The 19,307-nt window shown below is 59.7% G+C and carries 15 protein-coding genes and 2 pseudogenes; 6 read left to right on the top strand and 11 right to left on the bottom strand.

The window, feature by feature from the left end; genetic code table 11:
* Positions 1–244: 244 nt before the first annotated feature.
* The 5 genes from ACN0SD_RS17110 (at position 245) to arcC (ending at position 5,990) form a co-directional block, all read left to right on the top strand.
* The gene (locus ACN0SD_RS17110; protein ID WP_417809427.1) at positions 245–898 is read left to right on the top strand and encodes a hypothetical protein; all 654 of its coding nucleotides are present in this window, start codon (positions 245–247) and stop codon (positions 896–898) included.
* A 414-nt stretch (positions 899–1,312) separates the two neighbouring features.
* Positions 1,313–2,782, top strand: coding sequence for an arginine-ornithine antiporter (gene arcD / locus ACN0SD_RS17105; protein WP_417809426.1), 1,470 nt, complete (start codon positions 1,313–1,315; stop codon positions 2,780–2,782).
* Positions 2,783–2,806: 24 nt separating this feature from the next.
* Complete coding sequence (locus tag ACN0SD_RS17100) at positions 2,807–4,039, top strand: arginine deiminase (RefSeq protein ID WP_417809425.1); 1,233 nt, start codon at positions 2,807–2,809, stop codon at positions 4,037–4,039.
* An 18-nt stretch (positions 4,040–4,057) separates the two neighbouring features.
* Positions 4,058–5,059, top strand: coding sequence for an ornithine carbamoyltransferase (gene argF, locus ACN0SD_RS17095; protein ID WP_417809424.1), 1,002 nt, complete (start codon positions 4,058–4,060; stop codon positions 5,057–5,059).
* 19 nt (positions 5,060–5,078) lie between these two features.
* Positions 5,079–5,990 carry a carbamate kinase gene (arcC, locus tag ACN0SD_RS17090; RefSeq protein ID WP_417809431.1) on the top strand — a complete coding sequence of 304 codons (912 nt, stop codon included), beginning with the start codon at positions 5,079–5,081 and terminating at the stop codon, positions 5,988–5,990.
* 39 nt (positions 5,991–6,029) lie between these two features.
* Here arcC and ACN0SD_RS17085 read toward each other — a convergent pair.
* The 8 genes and pseudogenes from ACN0SD_RS17085 to ACN0SD_RS17050 form a co-directional block, all read right to left on the bottom strand.
* A pseudogene (locus tag ACN0SD_RS17085) lies at positions 6,030–6,316 on the bottom strand (integrase core domain-containing protein); the annotation flags it as partial.
* 199 nt (positions 6,317–6,515) lie between these two features.
* Entirely contained in the window at positions 6,516–8,315 is a 1,800-nt protein-coding gene (locus ACN0SD_RS17080) for an ABC transporter ATP-binding protein (RefSeq protein WP_417809423.1), read from the bottom strand.
* Positions 8,312–9,271: an acetamidase/formamidase family protein gene (locus ACN0SD_RS17075; RefSeq protein ID WP_417809422.1), complete on the bottom strand. Its 960-nt coding sequence runs from the start codon at positions 9,269–9,271 to the stop codon at positions 8,312–8,314. The genes ACN0SD_RS17080 and ACN0SD_RS17075 overlap by 4 nt, the downstream gene beginning before the upstream one ends.
* A 6-nt stretch (positions 9,272–9,277) precedes the next feature.
* Positions 9,278–10,903, bottom strand: a complete 1,626-nt coding sequence (locus tag ACN0SD_RS17070) for an ABC transporter substrate-binding protein (RefSeq protein WP_417809430.1) — start codon at positions 10,901–10,903, stop codon at positions 9,278–9,280.
* 74 nt (positions 10,904–10,977) lie between these two features.
* Positions 10,978–11,898 carry an ABC transporter permease gene (locus tag ACN0SD_RS17065; RefSeq protein WP_038132514.1) on the bottom strand — a complete coding sequence of 307 codons (921 nt, stop codon included), beginning with the start codon at positions 11,896–11,898 and terminating at the stop codon, positions 10,978–10,980.
* Positions 11,898–12,785, bottom strand: a complete 888-nt coding sequence (locus ACN0SD_RS17060; protein ID WP_417809421.1) for an ABC transporter permease — start codon at positions 12,783–12,785, stop codon at positions 11,898–11,900. Before ACN0SD_RS17060 ends, ACN0SD_RS17065 begins: the two co-directional genes overlap by 1 nt.
* Positions 12,763–13,371 (bottom strand): ANTAR domain-containing response regulator, encoded by a 609-nt coding sequence (locus ACN0SD_RS17055; protein WP_417809420.1) that lies wholly within the window; start codon positions 13,369–13,371, stop codon positions 12,763–12,765. Before ACN0SD_RS17055 ends, ACN0SD_RS17060 begins: the two co-directional genes overlap by 23 nt.
* A complete protein-coding gene (locus ACN0SD_RS17050) occupies positions 13,368–14,471 on the bottom strand; it encodes a transporter substrate-binding protein (protein ID WP_417809419.1) in 1,104 nt (367 codons plus the stop codon). The genes ACN0SD_RS17055 and ACN0SD_RS17050 overlap by 4 nt, the downstream gene beginning before the upstream one ends.
* A gap of 668 nt (positions 14,472–15,139) precedes the next feature.
* On the opposite strand from ACN0SD_RS17050, the pseudogene ACN0SD_RS17045 reads away from it, so the two are divergent.
* Positions 15,140–15,276 (top strand): annotated as a pseudogene (locus tag ACN0SD_RS17045) (IS5/IS1182 family transposase); the annotation flags it as partial.
* A gap of 144 nt (positions 15,277–15,420) precedes the next feature.
* On the opposite strand, the gene argE reads toward ACN0SD_RS17045, so the two are convergent.
* From argE to ACN0SD_RS17030, 3 genes are read right to left on the bottom strand one after another with little or no spacing between them, the layout of a single operon-like run.
* Entirely contained in the window at positions 15,421–16,542 is a 1,122-nt protein-coding gene (gene argE / locus ACN0SD_RS17040) for an acetylornithine deacetylase (protein WP_417809418.1), read from the bottom strand.
* Positions 16,542–18,182, bottom strand: a complete 1,641-nt coding sequence (locus ACN0SD_RS17035) for an amidohydrolase (RefSeq protein ID WP_417809417.1) — start codon at positions 18,180–18,182, stop codon at positions 16,542–16,544. The genes argE and ACN0SD_RS17035 overlap by 1 nt, the downstream gene beginning before the upstream one ends.
* Before the next feature lie 60 nt (positions 18,183–18,242).
* Positions 18,243–19,262, bottom strand: coding sequence for an extracellular solute-binding protein (locus tag ACN0SD_RS17030; protein WP_417809416.1), 1,020 nt, complete (start codon positions 19,260–19,262; stop codon positions 18,243–18,245).
* Positions 19,263–19,307: the final 45 nt, after the last annotated feature.

Genomic DNA, 19,307 nt, shown 5'->3' with positions numbered 1-19,307 from the left:
GATCTTGTGCAGGCCGTCGCATTCACCGCCTCCGGTCCAAGCGCGCAAAGTTGAGCGCGACGAGGTGCGGCGCAGACGTCGCCATGCCGCCTGTATTGAAAATGCGGTATCAGGTGATCTGCAGCGACCCTTGAGACGCCATCAGCAGCGTCACCACATCGGGCGCGGTTGATGGGTTCTGGCGGTTTCGTTGGCTGGAAAGCGGGTGTTCGACACCGCACTCTGAGCGATCGCTGCGTTGTTGATGTTAATCATCGACGCAGCGATCGAGACGTTTTACGATCTCCCTTGGACAATCATGTCAAAGGAGTTGAGTGCAATGGCCGAATCTCAAGCCGAAGATCACAAGACCGGCGTCATCGATATTCCCGAGGCTGTTGGCGTATTTGACAGCTTCGAGAGCCTTCAAAAAGCTTTCTACGATCTGCGGATGGTTGGTTTTAGCCGCTACGACATCAGCTTGCTCGCCCGACAGCAAGTGTTGGAGGAAAAGCTTGGAAAGGCTTATTGGCGTTCGGCCGATCTGGAAGATGATCCCAACGCGCCACGCGCCGCTTTCGTTTCCGAGGAAGCGATTGGTGAATTGGAGGGGGCCGTGGTCGGCGGGTTCTTCTTTCTTGGCTCGTATGTTGCGATGGGCGCGATGCTTACAGCGGCAAGTACGGTTGCGGCCTCTATTGCGGCCATCGCAATCGGAGGCGCTCCTGCCATCGTAATCGGCGCCTTGCTGGCCCGTCGCATGGGCAAAAAGCACAAAGATTACTACGCCAACGAGATTGAACACGGTGGAATTTTGCTTTGGGTCCGCGTGCGTGACGCAGAGCGAGAGGCACTCGCAGTCAAGATCATGAAGGGACATTCTGGCCGCGACGTGCATGTCCACGAATGGAGTAAATGAGAGACCTCTCTCGATGCACATAGGGCGGTCTGGGGAATTCGCTTTGGTTGCTTTCTTGCGTTTGGCTGTAACTGAGCGATCCAGTCCTCCCCCGATATATCCGCGCGTCTAACGGTGTCAGCTTCCTTAGGATGCGCGTTTGCCCGGGCTTCGGCATCACCGCTGCGGTCGCTGTCGTCCTTTTCGGAAACCGAAAGAAACGCCGCATCTGCGCGTGGCGGCGCAATCATCGAAATTATTGATCTGTGTCAATACGTCGCGGCTCGACGCGGCCTAACGTTGCGCGTGTAGAAGATCGAATGGGCCGGGCAAAATGCACGCGCAACCGCGCTTCATTAATTGCCCTGACCAGAGAAGCTTCGAGCAAGTGCCCGTGGGCATCAGCAATTCATATCTGACCGAAGGAATGCAGCTATGAGCGTTACCGAAACGAGTCCGGCATCAGTGTCGGCAGAAAAGACATCCCGAAAACTAGGTTTGATACCCCTGATCGCGTTGGTCGTCGGGTCAATGATCGGCGGCGGAGTCTTCAGCTTGCCCCAAAACATGGCCAAGGGCGCGTCTCCGGGAGCGGTCATCATCGGCTGGTTAATCACGGGCATTGGCATGCTGGCGCTGGCCTTCGTCTATCAGGGTCTCTCGACGCGCAAACCGCACCTTGATGCCGGGCCCTATGCCTACGCGCGCGCCGGTTTTGGGGATTTCGTCGGCTTCAACAGCGCTTGGGGCTATTGGCTAAGCGCGTGGCTGGGCAACGTGTCTTACGTCGTGCTGATCTTCGGCGCGCTGAGCTATTTCTATCCGGCCTTCGGGGCCGAAGGGAATACGGTGCAGGCCATCATCGGCGCATCGGTCGTTCTTTGGATCACGCACGCTCTGGTCCTGATGGGCATTCGGCAGGCGGCAATCATCAACGTTGTCACAACCATCGCCAAGCTGGCGCCAATCGCGCTGTTCATCGTGCTTGTGGCAGTCGCATTCAATATGCCGAAATTCAGCTTTGATTTCTGGGGCATGCAGACGCCGGATCTGGGAAGCGTCGTGGCACAGGTCAAAAGCACCATGCTGGTCACGCTTTGGGTCTTTATCGGCATCGAAGGGGCGAGCGTCGTCTCGGGGCGCGCCGCGAAACGCACCGATATCGGGCGCGCGACGATCATCGGCTTTGTGATTGCTCTTTCGGTCTATCTGTTGGTCTCGCTTTTGTCGTTTGGCCTGATGAGTCAGACGGAACTGGCGGGTCTTCCGGCGGCGGCCTCAATGGCAAATGTGCTTGAGCAAGCGGTCGGCCCTTGGGGCTCGGTTGTCGTGCGCATCGGGCTTGTGATCTCGGTTGCAGGCGCGTTCCTTAGCTGGACCGTGTTTGCTGCGGAAATTCCCTATCGCGCGGCCAAAGAGGGCATGCTGCCTGCCGTGTTTGCCACGGAAAACAAGAACGGTTCGCCCGCCGGGTCGCTGTGGATCACCAACATCTTCGTGCAGCTCTTTTTGATCGTCACGCTTTATGCAAACTCGACCTATCTTGCGCTGTTCTACATCGCCTCGACCGCCATTCTGGTGCCCTATGTGCTGTCGGGGGCTTATGCATTCAAACTGGCGCTCAGTGGTGAGGGCTACAAAACAGGTGAACGGCGTGGTCGGGACATGTTTTATGGCGGGTTGGCGACTGTTTATGGCGCTTGGCTGGTCTATGCGGCGGGGCCTGCCTACCTGCTGATGTGCGCAATCCTCTATGCCGCCGGTGTGCCAATCTATTGGTATGCGCGTGCTAAAAACGGTGAAAAACCCTTCGCGGGCGTCGAAGCCTGGATCGGCATTGGCATCGTCATCGCCGCACTCGTGGCCGCCTATCAGATGTGGACAGGCGCGATCAGCGCGCTTTAACCCCGGTCAGTTTGGAGCAATAAAATGACTACGAATACGAAGCTAGGTGTCCACTCCGAAACTGGCAAACTGCGGCAGGTCATTGTCTGCCGCCCCGGTCTGGCGCATCGCCGACTGACGCCCTCGAACTGCCAAGAGCTGTTGTTTGACGATGTCTTCTGGGTGAAACAGGCGCAAAAGGATCATGACGTCTTTGCCAACCTGATGCGCGATGAAGGAGTCGAGGTGCTGGACGTCAACGATCTGTTGGCCGAAACGTTAGAAAGTGCAGAGGGGCGCGCGTTTGTGCTTGATCATCGGGTGACGCCCGATCATGTCGGCGTGGGCATGCAAACCGAGTTGCGCGCGTGGATGGATGACCTTCCGGGCGCGCAATTGGGCGAGTATCTGTTGGGAGGATTGGCGGCCGATGACTTGCCCTTCGCGCCCAAAGCCCTGTTTGGTAGCTACCTTGGGCATCGCGGCCTGATCTTGCCGCCGCTGCCCAACGCACTGTTCACGCGCGACAATTCCGCTTGGATCTATGGCGGCGTGACGGTTAACCCGATGTATTGGGCGGCACGACGACCCGAGACGCTGCTAAATACCGCGATCTACAAATACCATCCGAAGTTTGCAGGCAAAGTCAGCATCCATTGGGGTGATCCCACCAAGGAACACGGGCTGGCCACGCTGGAAGGCGGCGATGTGATGCCGGTGGGCAAGCGCACTGTGTTGGTTGGGATGGGCGAGCGCTCGTCTCCGCAAGGGATTGGTCAACTCGCCGAGGCGCTTTTTGCGAAAGGCGTCGTGGACCGCGTTCTGGCCTTCCGTATCCCGAAATCGCGTGCGGCGATGCACCTTGATACCATCTTCACCCTCTGTGGCGGCGATGTGGTGACGACCTTCAAGGAAGTCGCGGATGAACTGGTCTGCTATGATATTCGCCCCGGCGAGGGCGATGCTCCGCTGTCGTTCCGCCACGATCCGCGCCCAATCTTTGACATTGTGGCCGAGGTGCTGGGCTACAAGAAACTGCAGATCGTGCCGACGGGTGGCAACACCGAAGAAGAACGCGCCCGCGAGCAGTGGAACGATGGCAACAACGTGCTGGCGCTGCGCCCGGGCGTGGTAGTGGGCTATGACCGCAATGACGATACCAACGCGGCCCTCAAAGCTGTCGGGATCGAAGTTCTGGCGATTCCGGGCGCCGAGCTTGGCCGTGGCCGTGGCGGTGGGCATTGCATGAGCTGCCCGACCATCCGCGACGCACTCTGATCTGAAAGGACCGCTCAAATGGCTTTCAATTTGAAAAACCGCAGCCTGTTGACGCTGCGCGATTATACCCCGCGCGAAATCGGCTTCCTGCTAAAGCTTGCCGCCGATCTCAAGACCGCCAAATATGCCGGAACCGAGGTGCCCACCTTGCAGGGCAAGGACATCGCCCTGATTTTCGAGAAGGACTCGACGCGCACCCGTGTTGGCTTTGAGGTCGCCGCCTATGATCAAGGCGCGCGCGTTACCTATCTCGGCCCGACCGGCAACCACATGGGCCACAAGGAATCGGTCAAGGATACCGCGCGTGTTCTGGGCCGGATCTATGATGCGATCGAATATCGCGGCTTTGGCCAAGAGATCGTGGCAGATCTGGCGAAATATTCCGGCGTTCCGGTCTATAACGGGCTGACAAACGAGTTTCACCCGACCCAGATCCTTGCGGATTTCCTGACCATGCAAGAGCATGTCGAAAAGCCGCTGCACCAAGTGTCTTATGTGTTTGTCGGTGATGCGGCCAACAACATGGGCGACAGCCTGCTGATTGGCGGCGCCAAGATGGGCATGGATGTGCGGCTGTGCGCGCCCAAGGCATGTTGGCCTACGCAGGCGATTCAAGATGAGGCACAGGCCCTAGCCAAGGACACCGGCGCGCGGATCATGATCAGCGACGATATCGAGGCGGCGGTGAAGGGCGTTGATTTCGTCTACACCGACGTCTGGGTGTCGATGGGCGAGCCGAAAGAGAAATGGGCCGAGCGCATCAAGCTGCTGACTCCCTATCAGGTGAATGCGGCTTTGATGGCGAAAACCGGCAATCCGCGAGTGCGGTTTATGCATTGTCTGCCGGCGTTCCATAATACCGAAACGACGGTTGGGGCTGAAATCGAGGCCGAGTTCGGCATTTCCGCCATGGAAGTGACCGAGGAGGTCTTTGAAAGCCCCGCCTCTATCGTCTTTGATCAGGCCGAGAACCGGTTGCACACGATTAAGGCAGTGCTTGTCGCCACGCTGGGGGCCTGAGATGCTGGGGGGGCCTGAGATGCTGGTGGTGGCGGCTTTGGGCGGCAATGCCCTACTCAAACGCGGCGAACCGCTGACGGCGCAGGCGCAGCGCGCCAATGTGAAACGCGCGGCTAACGCTTTGGCCGCGATCGTGCGCGCCGGTCATCGACTGGTCGTCACCCATGGCAACGGGCCGCAGGTTGGGCTTCTGGCTCTGCAAGGCGCATCTTACAAACCCGATGAGGCCTATCCGCTCGATGTGCTGGGGGCCGAAACCGAAGGGATGATCGGTTACATGATCGAGCAGGAGCTGGAAAACGCCCTCGGCCATGAGCAGCCAGTGGCGACGCTTTTGACGCAGGTTGTGGTTGACCGCCGAGATCCGGCCTTTGGCAAACCGACGAAATTTGTCGGCCCCGTCTATGAGCGCGACGAGGCCGAAGCGCGCGCCAAAGCCGCGGGCTGGGCGATTGCCGCAGATGGGGAAAAATGGCGCCGCGTCGTCGCCTCCCCCAAGCCTGTCGACATTCCCGACCTGCGGGTGCTGAAACTGCTTCTGGACCAAGGGGTGATCGTGATTTGCGCAGGCGGCGGTGGCATTCCGGTGGTGCAGCGCGAGGATGGCAGCCTTGTCGGCGTCGAGGCGGTGATCGACAAGGATGCCGCAAGCGCCTTGCTGGCCCGACAACTGGGCGCGGATGCGCTTTTGCTGCTGACCGATGTAGATGCTGTTTATCGCGACTTCGGAACGCCAAAAGCTGCGCGGATTAACACTTTAACCCCGCCGGAGGTCGATACGCTTGGGGCGCCTCCGGGTTCGATGGGCCCGAAAGTCAATGCTGGACGTAACTTTGCCTTGACCGGAGGCTTCACCGGTATTGGTCGGCTTGAAGACGCTTTGGCCATCCTCGACGGCCAAGCAGGCACGCGGATCGTTGGTGCGACATAGACAGGGAGAGGGCTGGTTGTTTGATCTGTAGATATGTCGTTATCCACGCGACATCCTAATCACAGATTGTCGCTTTTCTCTGAAGGCTTCGTAAGGCGTCTTTCCGTTATGTGTGCCGTGCGCTCTGTGGACGCTGTAACACTGTTCCCATTCGCCCAGCTTGGCTTCGAGATCGACATCCCTTTGTCGCTGAGCAGTTGGGAAAACTCCCGCCCGTCAGATTGCTGCGATCATTCGACTTTTCCGTTGATCTAGGGCGTGCCGCGCTTGAGGTCGGCATGACGGATGCCCAGATCCTCGACTTGCTAATGGAATTTGGCTTGGAAGCATGGCCGATCTCCTCGGCGTATCGAAGTATCCGTAACTTGCGCTGAAACGCGCGTTGTTCCTTGCTCATGAACATCTCCTTCGTCCCAAGCCGGGCAGGTTAAGGGAAATGTCCTGCGAGGAACGGCATCTCTACAGCCGATCCAAACAGCAGTTATTTAGGCCAGTTGCCGATCAAGAGACTGGCGGGGTGCTCACTCAGTCAGTTGCAAGCACGTCAGCGACCAGATGCCCGTCACCGACATTGCGCAACGGCATCCGCGCGGGACTGGCACCCAACTTGTAAATCGGGCTTGGGATTTCTGAGGCAAGACGCGCAACGGGCGGGCGGGCGTAGGTCGGATCGGGCACCGGAACCGCCGCCATAAGCCGCTTGGTGTAGGCATGGCGCGGATCGCCAAAAATCTGCGCCCGCGTGCCCATTTCGACAATCTGGCCCATATACATCACCGCCACTCGATCCGAGATATTCTCGACCACCGCCATATCGTGGCTGATGAACAGATAGGCGATGCCAAATTCGCCTTTGAGCGCATCAAGGAGATCAAGCACCCGCGCCTGCACGGACACATCCAGCGCCGAGACGCTTTCATCGGCGATAATCAGCTTGGGTTGCAGCGCAAGGGCGCGCGCGATGCAGATGCGCTGGCGCTGACCGCCGGAAAACTCGTGGGGATATCGATCAAGGTGATCAGGCGTCAGACCGACGCGTTCGAACAATTCCGCCACGCGAGCGCGGCGTTGCTCGGGCGTGGCGATATCGTGAATAACTAGCGGCTCTGCCACCAGATCGCCCACCCGCATACGCGGGTCCAGCGCGGCCATCGGGTCTTGAAAAACGATCTGAACATCGCGCCGTAACGCTTTCATATCGTTGCCGTTTAGTCCGCCCAGCGTATGACCCGCTACCTCGATACGGCCCTGATGTGGCACCAGCCCGACCAGCGCTTTGGCAATTGTGGATTTCCCACAACCAGACTCGCCGACAAGCGAAAATGTTTCGCCCGCGCGGATATCGAAGCTGACATTCTCGACCGCATGCACCCGGTGCGTGACCCGCGACAAGATCCCGCCGCGAATGTCAAAGCGCACTTGCACATCGCGCAGGCTGGCCACGGTGCCCGTTTGCGCATCGCTTAAAACGGCCCCGCTACCGTCGCCCATGCGCGGCACGGCGGCCAAAAGATCGCGGGTATATTGGGCGCGCGGGGTGGCGAAAATATCGTTCACCGCGCCCTGTTCAACAGCGCGGCCCTGTTGCATTACAATCACCCGCTCGGCCATCTCGGCCACCACGCCCATGTCATGGGTGATCAGGATAATCGCGGTGCCCATTTCGCGTTGCAGATCGCGCAACAGGTCTAGCACCTCGCGCTGCACGGTCACATCAAGCGCCGTCGTGGGTTCGTCTGCGATCAACACATCGGGGCGCAAGGCCAACGCCATTGCAATCATCACCCGCTGACGCATACCGCCGGACAATTCATGCGGATATTGGGTCATCCTGCGTTCCGGTTCGGAAATGCGGACCGCTTTAAGCGCCTCAAGCGCACGTGCCGACGCCTCGCTCTTGGAGATCGGTTCGTGGGCGCGAATTGCCTCGGTCAGTTGTAGCCCTATGCTCAGCACAGGATTGAGCGAGGTCATCGGTTCTTGAAAAATCATCGCGATGCGATCGCCGCGAATGGCACGCATCTTGGTCTCGGGCAGCGCCGTCAGATCGGTACCATTGAGCGTGATCGCCCCGGCACTGACGCGCAGCGCAGGTGGCGGTAACAGCCCCATGATCGCCAGCGATGTCAAAGACTTGCCAGATCCACTTTCGCCTGCAATGGCGATGGTTTCGCCGCGTGCGAGGGTGAAACTTAGATCGCTGACCAAATCCCGCTCGACACCTTCGGCGCGCACGGAAATCGTCAGTCCTGAAACCTCGAGAACGGTCGGGGCGGAATCTGGGGCCGATACGGCCCCAGACTGAACTATAGGGGTCTGGTTCATTCGAAGACACATCTCGGGAAGTAGAAGCTGACGACCCAGTTGGGCATATCCACAATTTCAGATATCCGCAGATCACCGCAGGTCGAGACCAGCATATAGGCGTCCACCGGAGCCATGCCGCGTTGCGCACAGAGCAGATCGACCATGCCCGCCACCGCGTCGCGCGCCGCAGACATCAGATCGGGACCAATGCCCGTCGTGACCTCATAGCCCGCGCTGTCAAGATGACGCGTAACCGGGCCCGGCGTAGTGAAGCGGGGGAATTTCAGCGGCTCGTTCTTGATTAAATCAAAGGTGAGGACCGTGTTCATCGGGCTTTCAATCGCGGTGCCGCAGACCTCGCCATCGCCTTGCGCGGCGTGGGTGTCGCCAACGGAGAACAGCGCGCCGTCGACCTCGACGGGCAAATACAGCGTGGTGCCTGCCGCAAGATCGCGGATATCAAGGTTACCCCCGACCCGGCGCGGCGGCACGATGGAAAGCAGCCCCGCATCGGCAGGCGCGACGCCGATGGTGCCGCAAAACGGCTTGAGCGGAACCTTCCCCTCACTTCCCCACAGCGCCTTATCAGGCGATGCGGCGTTATATTTCCAGATCGTCAGCGCCGGGTCGGTGAACTGATCGGCCAACAGCCCGAAGCCGGGAATATTTGCCGTCCAGCCCCAAGCGGAGCCCTCGGCCTCACGCGGGGTAAAGCTGTCGATTGTCACTTTCAGAACATCGCCGGGCTTGGCGCCGTCTACATAGATCGGCCCAGAAACCGGGTTGATCTTGCCGAAATCCAGCGTTGCAACATCGGCCACAGTCGAAGACGGGCCAAGCTGGCCAGCCGAGCTGTCATGGCAGTGAAATTCGATGGTCGATCCCGGGGCCACCGTCTCGGCCGGGACAAGCGAATTGTCCCAACCGAAATGGTGTTGTGCGCCATGGATCGTGTAGTCACAGGCTTTGCACATGGTGTCTCACTTCGTCACATAAACATAATCATAGTTGACCGGAATCGAGACCGGATCGACATACAAGCTGTCATCCCCGCCCATCCGTTCAGATTTCATCGTGTAGCGCTGCTCGTTGAAAACGGGCACCCAAGGCGCTTGCTCCATCACCTTGGCATAGACGTCCGACCACATTTGCAAACGCTCGGGATCGGCCGGATCGGTGTAGCTGTCGGCCTTGGTCGCCTCGGCGTCGATCTCGGGGTCGCAGAATTTCGACCAGTTCCAGCCGCCCTCACCCGCGCCCGCACAGCCCAAGATCGGGCCGTAGAAGTTCGAGGGATCGGGGAAATCGGCGATCCATGCCATGCCGCCCGACCAGATCATCGGCGCTTTGCCCGCGCCACCGGCCTCGATCACATTGGCCTGCGCAAGCGATTTGATGTCGGCGCTGATGCCGATTGCCTTCAGATCCTGCTGAATGGCCTGCGCGATGCGCGGGTTGGGATCGGTGTTCATCACGTAAAGCTCGGTCGAGAACCCATCGGCAAAGCCCGCATCGGCCAGCAGCGCCTTGGCCGCGTCGGTGTCAAACGCATAGCCTTTGTAATCGTTGATGTAGCCGGGCATTGAGGGCGGCAGCGGCTGGTTGGCCGGGATCGCGCGCCCGTTGATCATCTGCGTGATGCGCTGTTTGTTAATCGCCATGTTGACCGCTTCGCGCACCTTGAGATTGTCGAACGGCGGCGTCTTGACGTTGAGCGTGATATAGCCAGTCTGCAGCTGACCGCCCTCGACCACACGGGCTTTTTCGGCGGGGTTAGACATCACCTCTTCGAATTTCGCGGGCGGGATGCCGTCGCCGGGAACGTCGACCTCACCTTTTTGCAGACGCAGCAGCGCCACGATGGGCTCTTGACCAACTTCAAAGGTGATCTGGTCGAGATAGGGCACGCCCGCGCGCCAATATTCGGTGTTTTTGGCAAAGACCAATTGCTGACCGATGGTCCAATCCGCCAGCTTGTAGGCGCCGGTGCCAACGGGGTGTTTACCAAAATCGGTGCCCCATTCTTCGACCGCCTCTTTCGGCACGATCGAGGCGAAATTCAGCGCCATCACGTGAAGGAATGTTGCATCGCGACGGTTAAGCGTAATCTTGACGGTCGCCGGATCGACCACTTCGACACCGCTGAGTTCGCTGGCCGAGCCGTCCGCCATCGCGTCATAGCCCATGATCGAGGCAAAGAAGCCCGCGCCGGGGGATTGCGTAACCGGGTTGGTGACACGATCAAGCGAGTATTTCACATCTTCGGCGGTCATTTCGCGACCGTTGTGGAACTTCACACCCGCGCGCAGATGGAAGGTGAATGTCATGCCATCATCGGATACTTCGTAGCTTTCGGCCAGACCCGGGCGCAGCTCGGTCGTGCCGGGAACGTAGTCCATCAGCCCGTCAAACAGTGATTTGATCATCGACCAGTTCTGCCAGTCATAGCCGATCGCGGGATCAAGCGTGGCCACGTCGTCCTTGTAGGTGATGATAATATTACCGCCGGGCTTGGCATTGGGGTCGGGCTGGTAGTCTTGCGCCAGCGCGGCACCGGCGAAGGACAGCGACACCGCCAGCGCGCTTGTCGTTAGCATGGTTTTCATCAGGCTCATTTTTCTCTCCGTCTGTTGAACGTTTCTTGCAGTCTTGCCCCGTTTTGCCGGGGGTCGGGTTGCGATCAGCGCAACTTGATGCGCGGGTCGATGAAAGGGGTGATCATATCGGCAATCAGGTTGCCCAGCACGATGGCGCAGGCCGAAACCAGCGTGACGCCCATGATGATCGGGATATCCACGCGTTGGATCGCCTGCCACGCAAGCTGGCCAATGCCCGGCCAGCCAAACACGCTTTCGACGACAACGATGCCCGACATAAAGATGCCGATATCAATGCCGATCATCGCAATAATGGGCAAAATGGCGTTGGGCATGGCGTGCAACACCAGCACGCGCGACCGGCGCAGCCCCTTGGCGCGTGCGGTGCGGATATAGTCCGAACGCAGCACGTCGATCATGCTGGATCGCATCATCCGGCTATACCAACCCGACCCCATGATCCCCAGCGTCAATGCGGGCAACACAAGGTTGGAAAAGCTGCCATACCCGCCGATTGGAAACCAGCTTAGCTTGACCGCAAAAACATAGAGCAGCAGCAGACCAACCACGAATTGCGGCGCTGACACCGCCACGAAAGAGGTGATCATCAGAGTCTGATCCAACGCACCGCCGCGCCGGATTGCGGCGATAATTCCCAACGTCAGACCGATTACCAGCTCGGCCACGATAGCGCCCAGCATCAACAGCAGCGTAGCAGGCAAGCGCGCCATGATCAGCGTCGCCACATCCGTTTTTTGCAGGTAGCTGCGCCCCATGTCGCCCTGCACCAGACCGACCAGATAGCGCCAGTATTGCACCACAAACGGCTGATCGAGCCCCAGCTGATGACGGATATTCTCAACCGTCTGCGCCGTGGCGGACCGTCCAGCAATCTGGCGCACCGGATCGGCGGGCAGCACGTAGAGCAGGAAGAAGGTGATAAAGGACACCCCCAGCAAGATCAGCGCGGCCTGAATCAAACGGCGGGCAAGATAGGCCAGCATTACGAACGCCCCCTTTGCGTCGGGTCGAGCACATCACGCAGCGCATCGCCCACAAGGTTAAAGGCCAGCGCCAGAAGCAGGATCGCGGCACCGGGGATGAACACGAGCCACGGCGCGGCCTGAAAATAGGTCTGGTTTTCAAAGATGATGTTGCCCCAGCTTGGCGTGGGCGGCTGCACTCCGACGCCAAGGTAGCTGAGCGTCGCTTCCAGCAGCACCGTGGTCGAAATCCCCAGTGTTCCCCAGACGATGATCATCGGCACGAGGTGGGGCAAGATATGGCGAAACAGAATGCGCGCCGTTCCCGCGCCCAGCGTCTTTTCGGCGGCAACGAATTCGCGCTCGGCCAGCGCCGAGGTTTCAGTATAGACCACGCGCGCCGTTTGCACCCAGTTTACCAGCGCAATCACCATCGCCACGATCCACAGAGACGGCGTAAAGATCGCCGCAAGACAAATCGCCAGCAATAGCGCGGGAAACGCCATCATCAGATCGGTGAACCGCATCAGCACCGCGCCAATCCAACCCCGGAAATAACCCGCCGTAACGCCGATTAGCGTGCCGATAATCAGCGCCAACCCATTGGCCACCACCCCGATGATCAGCGAGGTGCGCGCGCCATACAGGATGCGCGAGAACAGATCGCGCCCCAACAGATCGGTGCCCAGCCAAAACTGTGTCCCCGGCGGCATCGGCGCGCCTTCCAGCGTGAGCCCATCAAACATTTGTTCTTGCGGCTGATAGGGCGCGATCCACGGCGCAAAAATCGCGCCGCCGACGACGACCGCAATCAGCACCAACCCCAACAGGGCCAGCTTGCGTCCCAACAATCGACGCCAAGCGCTTTGCGGTCCAGCCGCGCCCTTAGCCAAGGTCAGATCGGTCATTTGCACCCCCTTGCGCATCGTGGCTGGCGACAACGCGGCGCGCACCATCTTCAAAACTCACTCGCCACGCCATCGCCATCTGACGCAACTGGTCATAGGCCTCGGACTCGGATTTGCCGCGCGCGGCGAGCAACGTGACGGCACGCACGACGGTTTGGCGCTCATCAAGGCGGCGGCGTAGATCGGCGATTTCAGCGGATAAGGACTGGCGCGCCTCAAAGGCGATGCGCGCAATCAGGAGCGCCGAATAGGCCCCGCCATCGCCCACAGGTTTGAGCAGCTGCGCATGTGCGCCCGCCTCAAGAGACCACTCGATGCGCCCGGGCGCTTCGGAGCCGATCAGCGCAATCATCGGCATCGGGCTTTGCCCGGTAGGCCAAGGAAATTGCGCGTCATAACCTTGATCGGCATCAAAAAAGACGAAATCTGCCGACAGCGCTTCGGCGGGCAGTTCGGGCCAGCACTGAACCACATCCAACCCGATTGCACGCAATTGCCGATCCAGCGCGTGCAGCGTGGGATGAGGACGGTGCAGCACATAGGCGCGCGCGCCGCCCAAAACGGGAATGCGAATGCGCCTCGTCATGATACCACCCGTAGGCTGGACGCCCCCTGCAAGATCGCCTCGCGCCCATGTGCCAGGTAAGGATCGCCCGCCACCGGTGCAAAGCGTTCACGCGGGACGAATGCACCGTTTTCGACCTGCGCGATCAGCACGGGCAACTGCGTGTGATGGGTGGCCAGATCGATCCCTTCACTGCCGCCGGGCGCATGGGCCAAAAGCTGCGACAGGCTTTCCCGCGCCGCCCCTGCATGCCCCGACAGCAAGCGCACCAGCCGATGCACCGCTAAATAGGCAGCCGCCTCATGCGAGGAGCCAAAATTCTGCCCGCCATCGGGCCAGCCCCGCACACCGCGAAAATAAGGTCCCGCCGCCACCAGCCCTTCGGCGGCATCGGGATGGATCGCGGGCAATTCGCATTCGGTCAGGTTGCACGACAGGATCGGGCACGTCTCGGGGCGGAAATGCGCATCCTCCTGACCCAGACGGTGATAAGCCTCAAGGAACGCGTATTGCGACGGACCAATTAGATTGTTGAGCACGAAATCGGGGCGTGTGGCGCGGATCTCGGCGATCAGGCGCTCGATCTCCAGCGCGCCGAGCGGCAGGTAACGCTCGCCCAGCACCTCGCCGCCCGCACCCGAAATCACCTCACGGGCGAGGCGGTTCATCTCCCAGCCCCAGATGTAATTCGACCCCATCAGGTAGCCCCGCCGCCCCAGCCGCGCAAAGGCCCAGCCCAGCAGCGGCAGCAGGTGTTGGTTCGGGCAGGCATGGGTGTAAACCACGTGATCGGAAGCCTCGAACCCCTCGTAAGGAATCGTATACCACAGAGTGCCGCCCGCGCGTTCGAGCGTCGGGATTACCTCTTTGCGACTCCATGAGGTAACGCAGCCGATCACATGACGCGCCGAGCTGTCGCGCAAAATTTCCTCGCAAAGCGGGCCATAGGCATCGGCATTACCCTGTGGGTCGCGCTCGACAGCAACGAAGCTGAGCGGCATATCGGGATCGGCGTTGATCTTGGCAATCGCACCCAGAACACCGCTGCGGCAGGCCTCGGAGATCAGCGAATAGCTTCCCGATCGCGAGTAAAGCAAACCCAGTTCAATGCGTTCTTTCATGACGTTCCTTCGACTTGTCGAAACCCCGAAAATGCAAAACGCCTCGCAGACCAACCGCTGAAAAGCGGTGTCAAAGCGAGGCGCAAATGCCGTTCGGACCTTTCCGATGTGTCCCTAGCGTGCCACTTCGGTAAGCCCGGAAACAAGGGGCAAAATCACAAACGAGTGTGTAAGTTGCGCCTGCATGAGAGAAAACAGCGCAATTGCATAATTTTTAATCTGATATGGTTATCTTTGCATCAAATGCTGGCCCACCAAACTGCGCTCAACTCTGCCAGCGCGAGAAATACTCCCAATCAAGTATCGCTCTAGATGCGTCTTTCATCTGAGTAGCCGTTCGCACCGCCTCGCAACGGATACCGCGTTCGGCGACCAAAACTAACATTGAGCGCATTTTCCTATGCGAAAACTCGCAACACAGGTAGGCGTCTACGGTCCCGGCGCGACATCGGCCGTGCATGGTCTAAGATGGGCAATCCGGAAATCTCGACCGATGTTCTGCAGGTTTCCGGGTCGTCTTAGGTTTTTGTCGAGGGTATCGATCAATTGAAAGGACTTGCTTGTCGGGACTGAAAGTCAGCTACCGGGTTCTTGAAGCAGCGAGGTCATCCGATCTCGATGACGACCGCACGGCAGCGTGTGCATGCCGATCCAATCATAAACCGGTTTCGATCATGATCGACGCAACCTATCTGAAGGCGCACCGCACGGCTTCGAGCCTGCGATCAAAGGGGGGGCGCAGCAGGCTGACTAAGCGAAACCAATGGCGGCCACGCATACCAAGCTGCATGCCCTCGCTGCGGCCCTCTCCAAAGCCGCAGTGCGGCTGCATCAGACCGGTCCTTCGTGCATCGCGCAGCATTTCTACGCGCGGCGATCGCGTCGGTCGCGTGTTTCAGCGGCAGTGGGCTGATGAAGACCTCAAACCTGCGAAAGCAGATGCAGCTTGCTACCCTTTTTCGTCAGAGAGCCGAAGCAGCAGTTGCAGAACTTGCGCGCATAGCGCCAGTTCGCTGCACGCGATGCCCTCATTGGGCTGATGCCCATCGCGCATCGTCCCAGGGCCACAAACGACTGTGGGAATGCCAAGGGCTGCGAAGAACCCCGCCTCGGTCCCATACGAGACTTTGACCGGCTCGGGGTCAGGCAGCAATCCACGCAGGTTTGCGAAAGCGGGGTTTTCGGCCTCTGCACTCAACCCCGGATAGCTGCCCGTCGTCGCGATCTCGATCCCGTCGGGGAGACGGCTTATGATCCGGGACAAGATCTCCTCTGGATCATCGGCGGCGATGTTGCGGATCTCGAAATCAATCTCAGCACGTTCGGGCACAATGTTAAGCGCAACCCCGCCCGACATTCTCCCCGCATGAACCGTGGAATACGCGATCTCATGGCCCTCCTCGCGCGCGCCTTCAGCTTGCAGCCAGTCCTGTTCCTCGCGCAGCGCATTGATCAGATCCGCGCCAAGATGCAGTGCATTGCGAAACTGTGGTGCCATCGCGGAATGGCCGGGTTCGCCATGGCAAATCGCACGATAGCTTGTCTTGCCCTTATGCCCGGTGCCAAGGCGCATCAGGGTCGGCTCGCCCACGATGCACAGATCGGGGTGGCCAAGGGTGGGAAGGACCTGCCCAATCATCTGCGCGATGCCGCGACAGCCCAGTTCCTCGTCCCAACTGAGTGCGATCATGACCGGCGCTGCTGGCGGACGTGTCTTAAGGGTCTCGGCCAGGGCAAGGACGCAGGCGAGAAACCCTTTCATATCCGTCGCCCCACGCCCAAATAGCCGGTCCTCGCGTCGGGTCAGGGTGAAAGGATCACTGCTCCAAGCCTGTCCCGCGACTGGCACCACATCGCTATGGGCGGACAGCAACGTGCCCCCCTCGCCTGCACCGAATTTCGCCAGCAAGCCCGCCTTTGGCTCACCCTCGGCGGTGATACGGCGAACGTCGAACCCCGCCTGGATGAGAAAATCCTCCACCCAATCTATCATCGCAAGGTTGGACTGCGATGAGACCGTCGCGAAGGCTACAAGCTGGGCCAGCAAATCCTCGATACGGGACCGTTTCATCAGGAAACCTTATGAATAATGTCGCCCGCGCAGATTGTCAGCGTGGCATGACAGGCGGAGGGGTCAAGCGCCAGATCATGCGGATCGTGCGAGAGCAATACAAGATCGGCTTGTTGCGCAGCCACAAGATGGCCACGCGCTTCATCGGCAAAAAGAGCATAGGCACCGCCCGCTGTGTAAGCGCGCAGCACCTCGCTCAGCGGAAGGCGTTGATCGGGGCAATCGGGCGCCCAAGGCTGGCGCGAAAGCGCTGCATGAATGGCGTTGAACGGCGAAAGCGGGGCCGTCGGCCAGTCAGTTCCGAATGCAAGCGGCACGCCCGCATGATGCAAGGCCGCCCATGGAAAGGTATCTGCCCAGCGGTTGCGCCCGATGATCGACACTGTCGGCTCTAACGGCAACCCGCTGGAGCCCGGCGGATGCACCGGCTGCATAGAGGCCACGACGCCAAGCTGGGAAAACCGTTCCAGATCATCGGGATGCAGCAGGTCGATATGTTCGATCCGGTGGCGGGCATCGCGCGTCCCATTAGCCTGTTGCGCGCCCTGATAGCCGTCCAGCGTGGCGCGCACCGCCGCGTCCCCCACGCAATGAACCTGAATTTGCAGCCCCGCCGCATCGGCCTGACAGCAGATCGCGTTGAACTGCTCGGGCGTGAACAGCGGCGCGCCGCGATCCCCCTCACGGCCGGGGTAATCATCGGTGCGATAGGCGGTCCAGCTGTCAAAGACGCCGTCCATAAACATCTTGATGCGCCCGAAGCTGAGCTTTCCTACTGGCGGTTGTTGCGCGGCCTCGATCAGCGCAGCGATCCGCGCGGCGTCATGGTGGGGCGCGATGCGCATGGGCAGGCTGACGCGGATCGGCAACTCTCCGGCTTGCGCCATCTCGCCCAGCAGCGATGCCTGATAGAGGTTGCCGTCCATATTCACGGCAGTCGTTATCCCAAGGCTTGCGCAGGCCTCAAGCGCGCGGCGCAATGTGGCCTTGTCGCGCGCGCGATCAGAAGAGCTGGCGGTAGGTTCGTCACCGGCCATGCAAATCCCCTCGCGCCCACCATTGGCAGCAAAACGCTGGACCAGATCCATCGCGCCACCCTCGCGCAGCTCTCCGGTCGGCACACCGCTTGCATCGCAAACGACCTCGGCCCCGCGCAGTTGCGGCACCGCGCCCGTCAGCCCTGCCAATTCGAGCGCCGCGCTATTGGCCCATGCGGTATGCCCGTCCACCGCCATCATCAGAAGCGCGCGATCGGGCACTATTGCATCAAGCGCATGGCGGTCAGGCCGCGTGCCCGCGCCCAAAAACGTATAATTCGCCGAAAAGGCACAAAGTAGCTGCTCGTCGGGATGTTGGCTGGCAAAGGCGCGCAGCGCCGATGTGGCGGCCTCGCGATCCGTAATCTGAAGCATATCGAGCTGATCCAGCGTCACCCCGCCCCAAAACAGATGCAGATGACTATCGCAAAAACCCGGCAGTAGGACTTGCCCATGCGCGTCGATCCGGCGCGTGATATTGGCGTCGTTGGGCATATCCTCGGGCGGCCCGACCCATTCGATTTGCCCTCCGTCAAGGCGGATTGACAGTGGCGCACCGCTACCCGCCATGCGCGCGTTAACGATCTCGATCCGCTCGGCCATGCCAGCCCCCTTCGTTAGAGCAAAACCCCGCCCGGCAAGAATGCGGGCGGGGCGTAGAACTTATTGCAGCAGGTCCGTCCAGACCTTGGTGATCAGATCCTGCGCCGCAGGCGAGCAGGCGCGCGAGAACTCGACCGGCACGGTCGGGAACAGTTCGGGTGCGTTCTCGGGGGTGTATTTCGCTTTGCTTTCATCGATTTTCACCGGCGAGGCATGGGCGTAATAGTTATACTGGATCGTAGCGTTCTCTTCTTCGGACATGAAGTTGATGAACTCTTTGGCGGCGGCAACATTGCTTGCGCCTTTGGGCACGACAAAGCTGTCAAGCCAGCCGACCAGACCTTCTTTGGGCATCGCATATTCGATATTGGCCCCATCGAGACGCGTCTTGAGCGAGTTGCCATCCCACCAGAAATGCATCGCGACTTCACCCGAACCGACCCGGTTTTCGATATTGTCCGAGCTATAGGCCGCGACATAGGGCTTTTGCGCCATGAGCAAGTCATAGACCTTTTTCATCTCAGCCTTGTCTTCTGTGCAGAAAGGCACACCAAGATAAAGCTGGGCCGCGCCAACGACTTCATCGGGGCTGGCAAGCGAGGCGATCTTGCCCTTCATGTCTGCCTCCGGCTCGAAATAAGCTTTCCAGCTATCGACCGGACCGCTGTATTCGTCGCGATTGACGGTATAGCCCGCCGTGCCATAGGCCAGCGGGATCGAATAGTTGCTCTCGGGATCCCACCACTGGTTCTTCCATTTGTCATCAACCTGCGCAAAGGCAGCCATGTCCTTGGCGTCGATGTTTTCCAACAGCCCCTGATCGATCATGATCTTCACGAAATGCTGCGATGGTGTCACCACGTCATAGCCCGACGAGCCTGCCTGAAGCTTGGTCAGCGCATCTTCATTCGAGTTGAAACCATCGATATTGACGGTGGTGCCGGTCGTTTCTTCGAATTTCTTGATCAGTTCGGGCGCGATCGAATCCGACCATGTATAAAGGTTCAGCGTGCCTTCGGCGAAAGCGGGCATGGCAAGCAGGGCACTGATTGCGACCCCGAGCGTAAGTTTGGTTTTCATCTTTTGATCTCCTGTTGGTTTCGTTGGTTTTTTTAGGTTTCTTGT

This window comes from Thioclava sp. (genome assembly GCF_048263065.1).
Taxonomy (GTDB): domain Bacteria; phylum Pseudomonadota; class Alphaproteobacteria; order Rhodobacterales; family Rhodobacteraceae; genus Thioclava.
Note: the sequence above shows the minus strand (reverse complement) of the source record. Positions and strands in the feature narration are given on the sequence as shown.

Excerpts from the sequence above, each read along its gene's own strand:
- ACN0SD_RS17110 (WP_417809427.1), top strand. The coding sequence starts at position 245 with ATGTTAATCATCGACGCAGCGATCGAGACGTTTTACGATCTCCCTTGG.
- arcD (WP_417809426.1), top strand. The coding sequence starts at position 1,313 with ATGAGCGTTACCGAAACGAGTCCGGCATCAGTGTCGGCAGAAAAGACA.
- ACN0SD_RS17100 (WP_417809425.1), top strand. The coding sequence starts at position 2,807 with ATGACTACGAATACGAAGCTAGGTGTCCACTCCGAAACTGGCAAACTG.
- argF (WP_417809424.1), top strand. The coding sequence starts at position 4,058 with ATGGCTTTCAATTTGAAAAACCGCAGCCTGTTGACGCTGCGCGATTAT.
- arcC (WP_417809431.1), top strand. The coding sequence starts at position 5,079 with ATGCTGGTGGTGGCGGCTTTGGGCGGCAATGCCCTACTCAAACGCGGC.
- ACN0SD_RS17080 (WP_417809423.1), bottom strand. The coding sequence starts at position 8,315 with ATGAACCAGACCCCTATAGTTCAGTCTGGGGCCGTATCGGCCCCAGAT.
- ACN0SD_RS17075 (WP_417809422.1), bottom strand. The coding sequence starts at position 9,271 with ATGTGCAAAGCCTGTGACTACACGATCCATGGCGCACAACACCATTTC.
- ACN0SD_RS17070 (WP_417809430.1), bottom strand. The coding sequence starts at position 10,903 with ATGAAAACCATGCTAACGACAAGCGCGCTGGCGGTGTCGCTGTCCTTC.
- ACN0SD_RS17065 (WP_038132514.1), bottom strand. The coding sequence starts at position 11,898 with ATGCTGGCCTATCTTGCCCGCCGTTTGATTCAGGCCGCGCTGATCTTG.
- ACN0SD_RS17060 (WP_417809421.1), bottom strand. The coding sequence starts at position 12,785 with ATGACCGATCTGACCTTGGCTAAGGGCGCGGCTGGACCGCAAAGCGCT.
- ACN0SD_RS17055 (WP_417809420.1), bottom strand. The coding sequence starts at position 13,371 with ATGACGAGGCGCATTCGCATTCCCGTTTTGGGCGGCGCGCGCGCCTAT.
- ACN0SD_RS17050 (WP_417809419.1), bottom strand. The coding sequence starts at position 14,471 with ATGAAAGAACGCATTGAACTGGGTTTGCTTTACTCGCGATCGGGAAGC.
- argE (WP_417809418.1), bottom strand. The coding sequence starts at position 16,542 with ATGAAACGGTCCCGTATCGAGGATTTGCTGGCCCAGCTTGTAGCCTTC.
- ACN0SD_RS17035 (WP_417809417.1), bottom strand. The coding sequence starts at position 18,182 with ATGGCCGAGCGGATCGAGATCGTTAACGCGCGCATGGCGGGTAGCGGT.
- ACN0SD_RS17030 (WP_417809416.1), bottom strand. The coding sequence starts at position 19,262 with ATGAAAACCAAACTTACGCTCGGGGTCGCAATCAGTGCCCTGCTTGCC.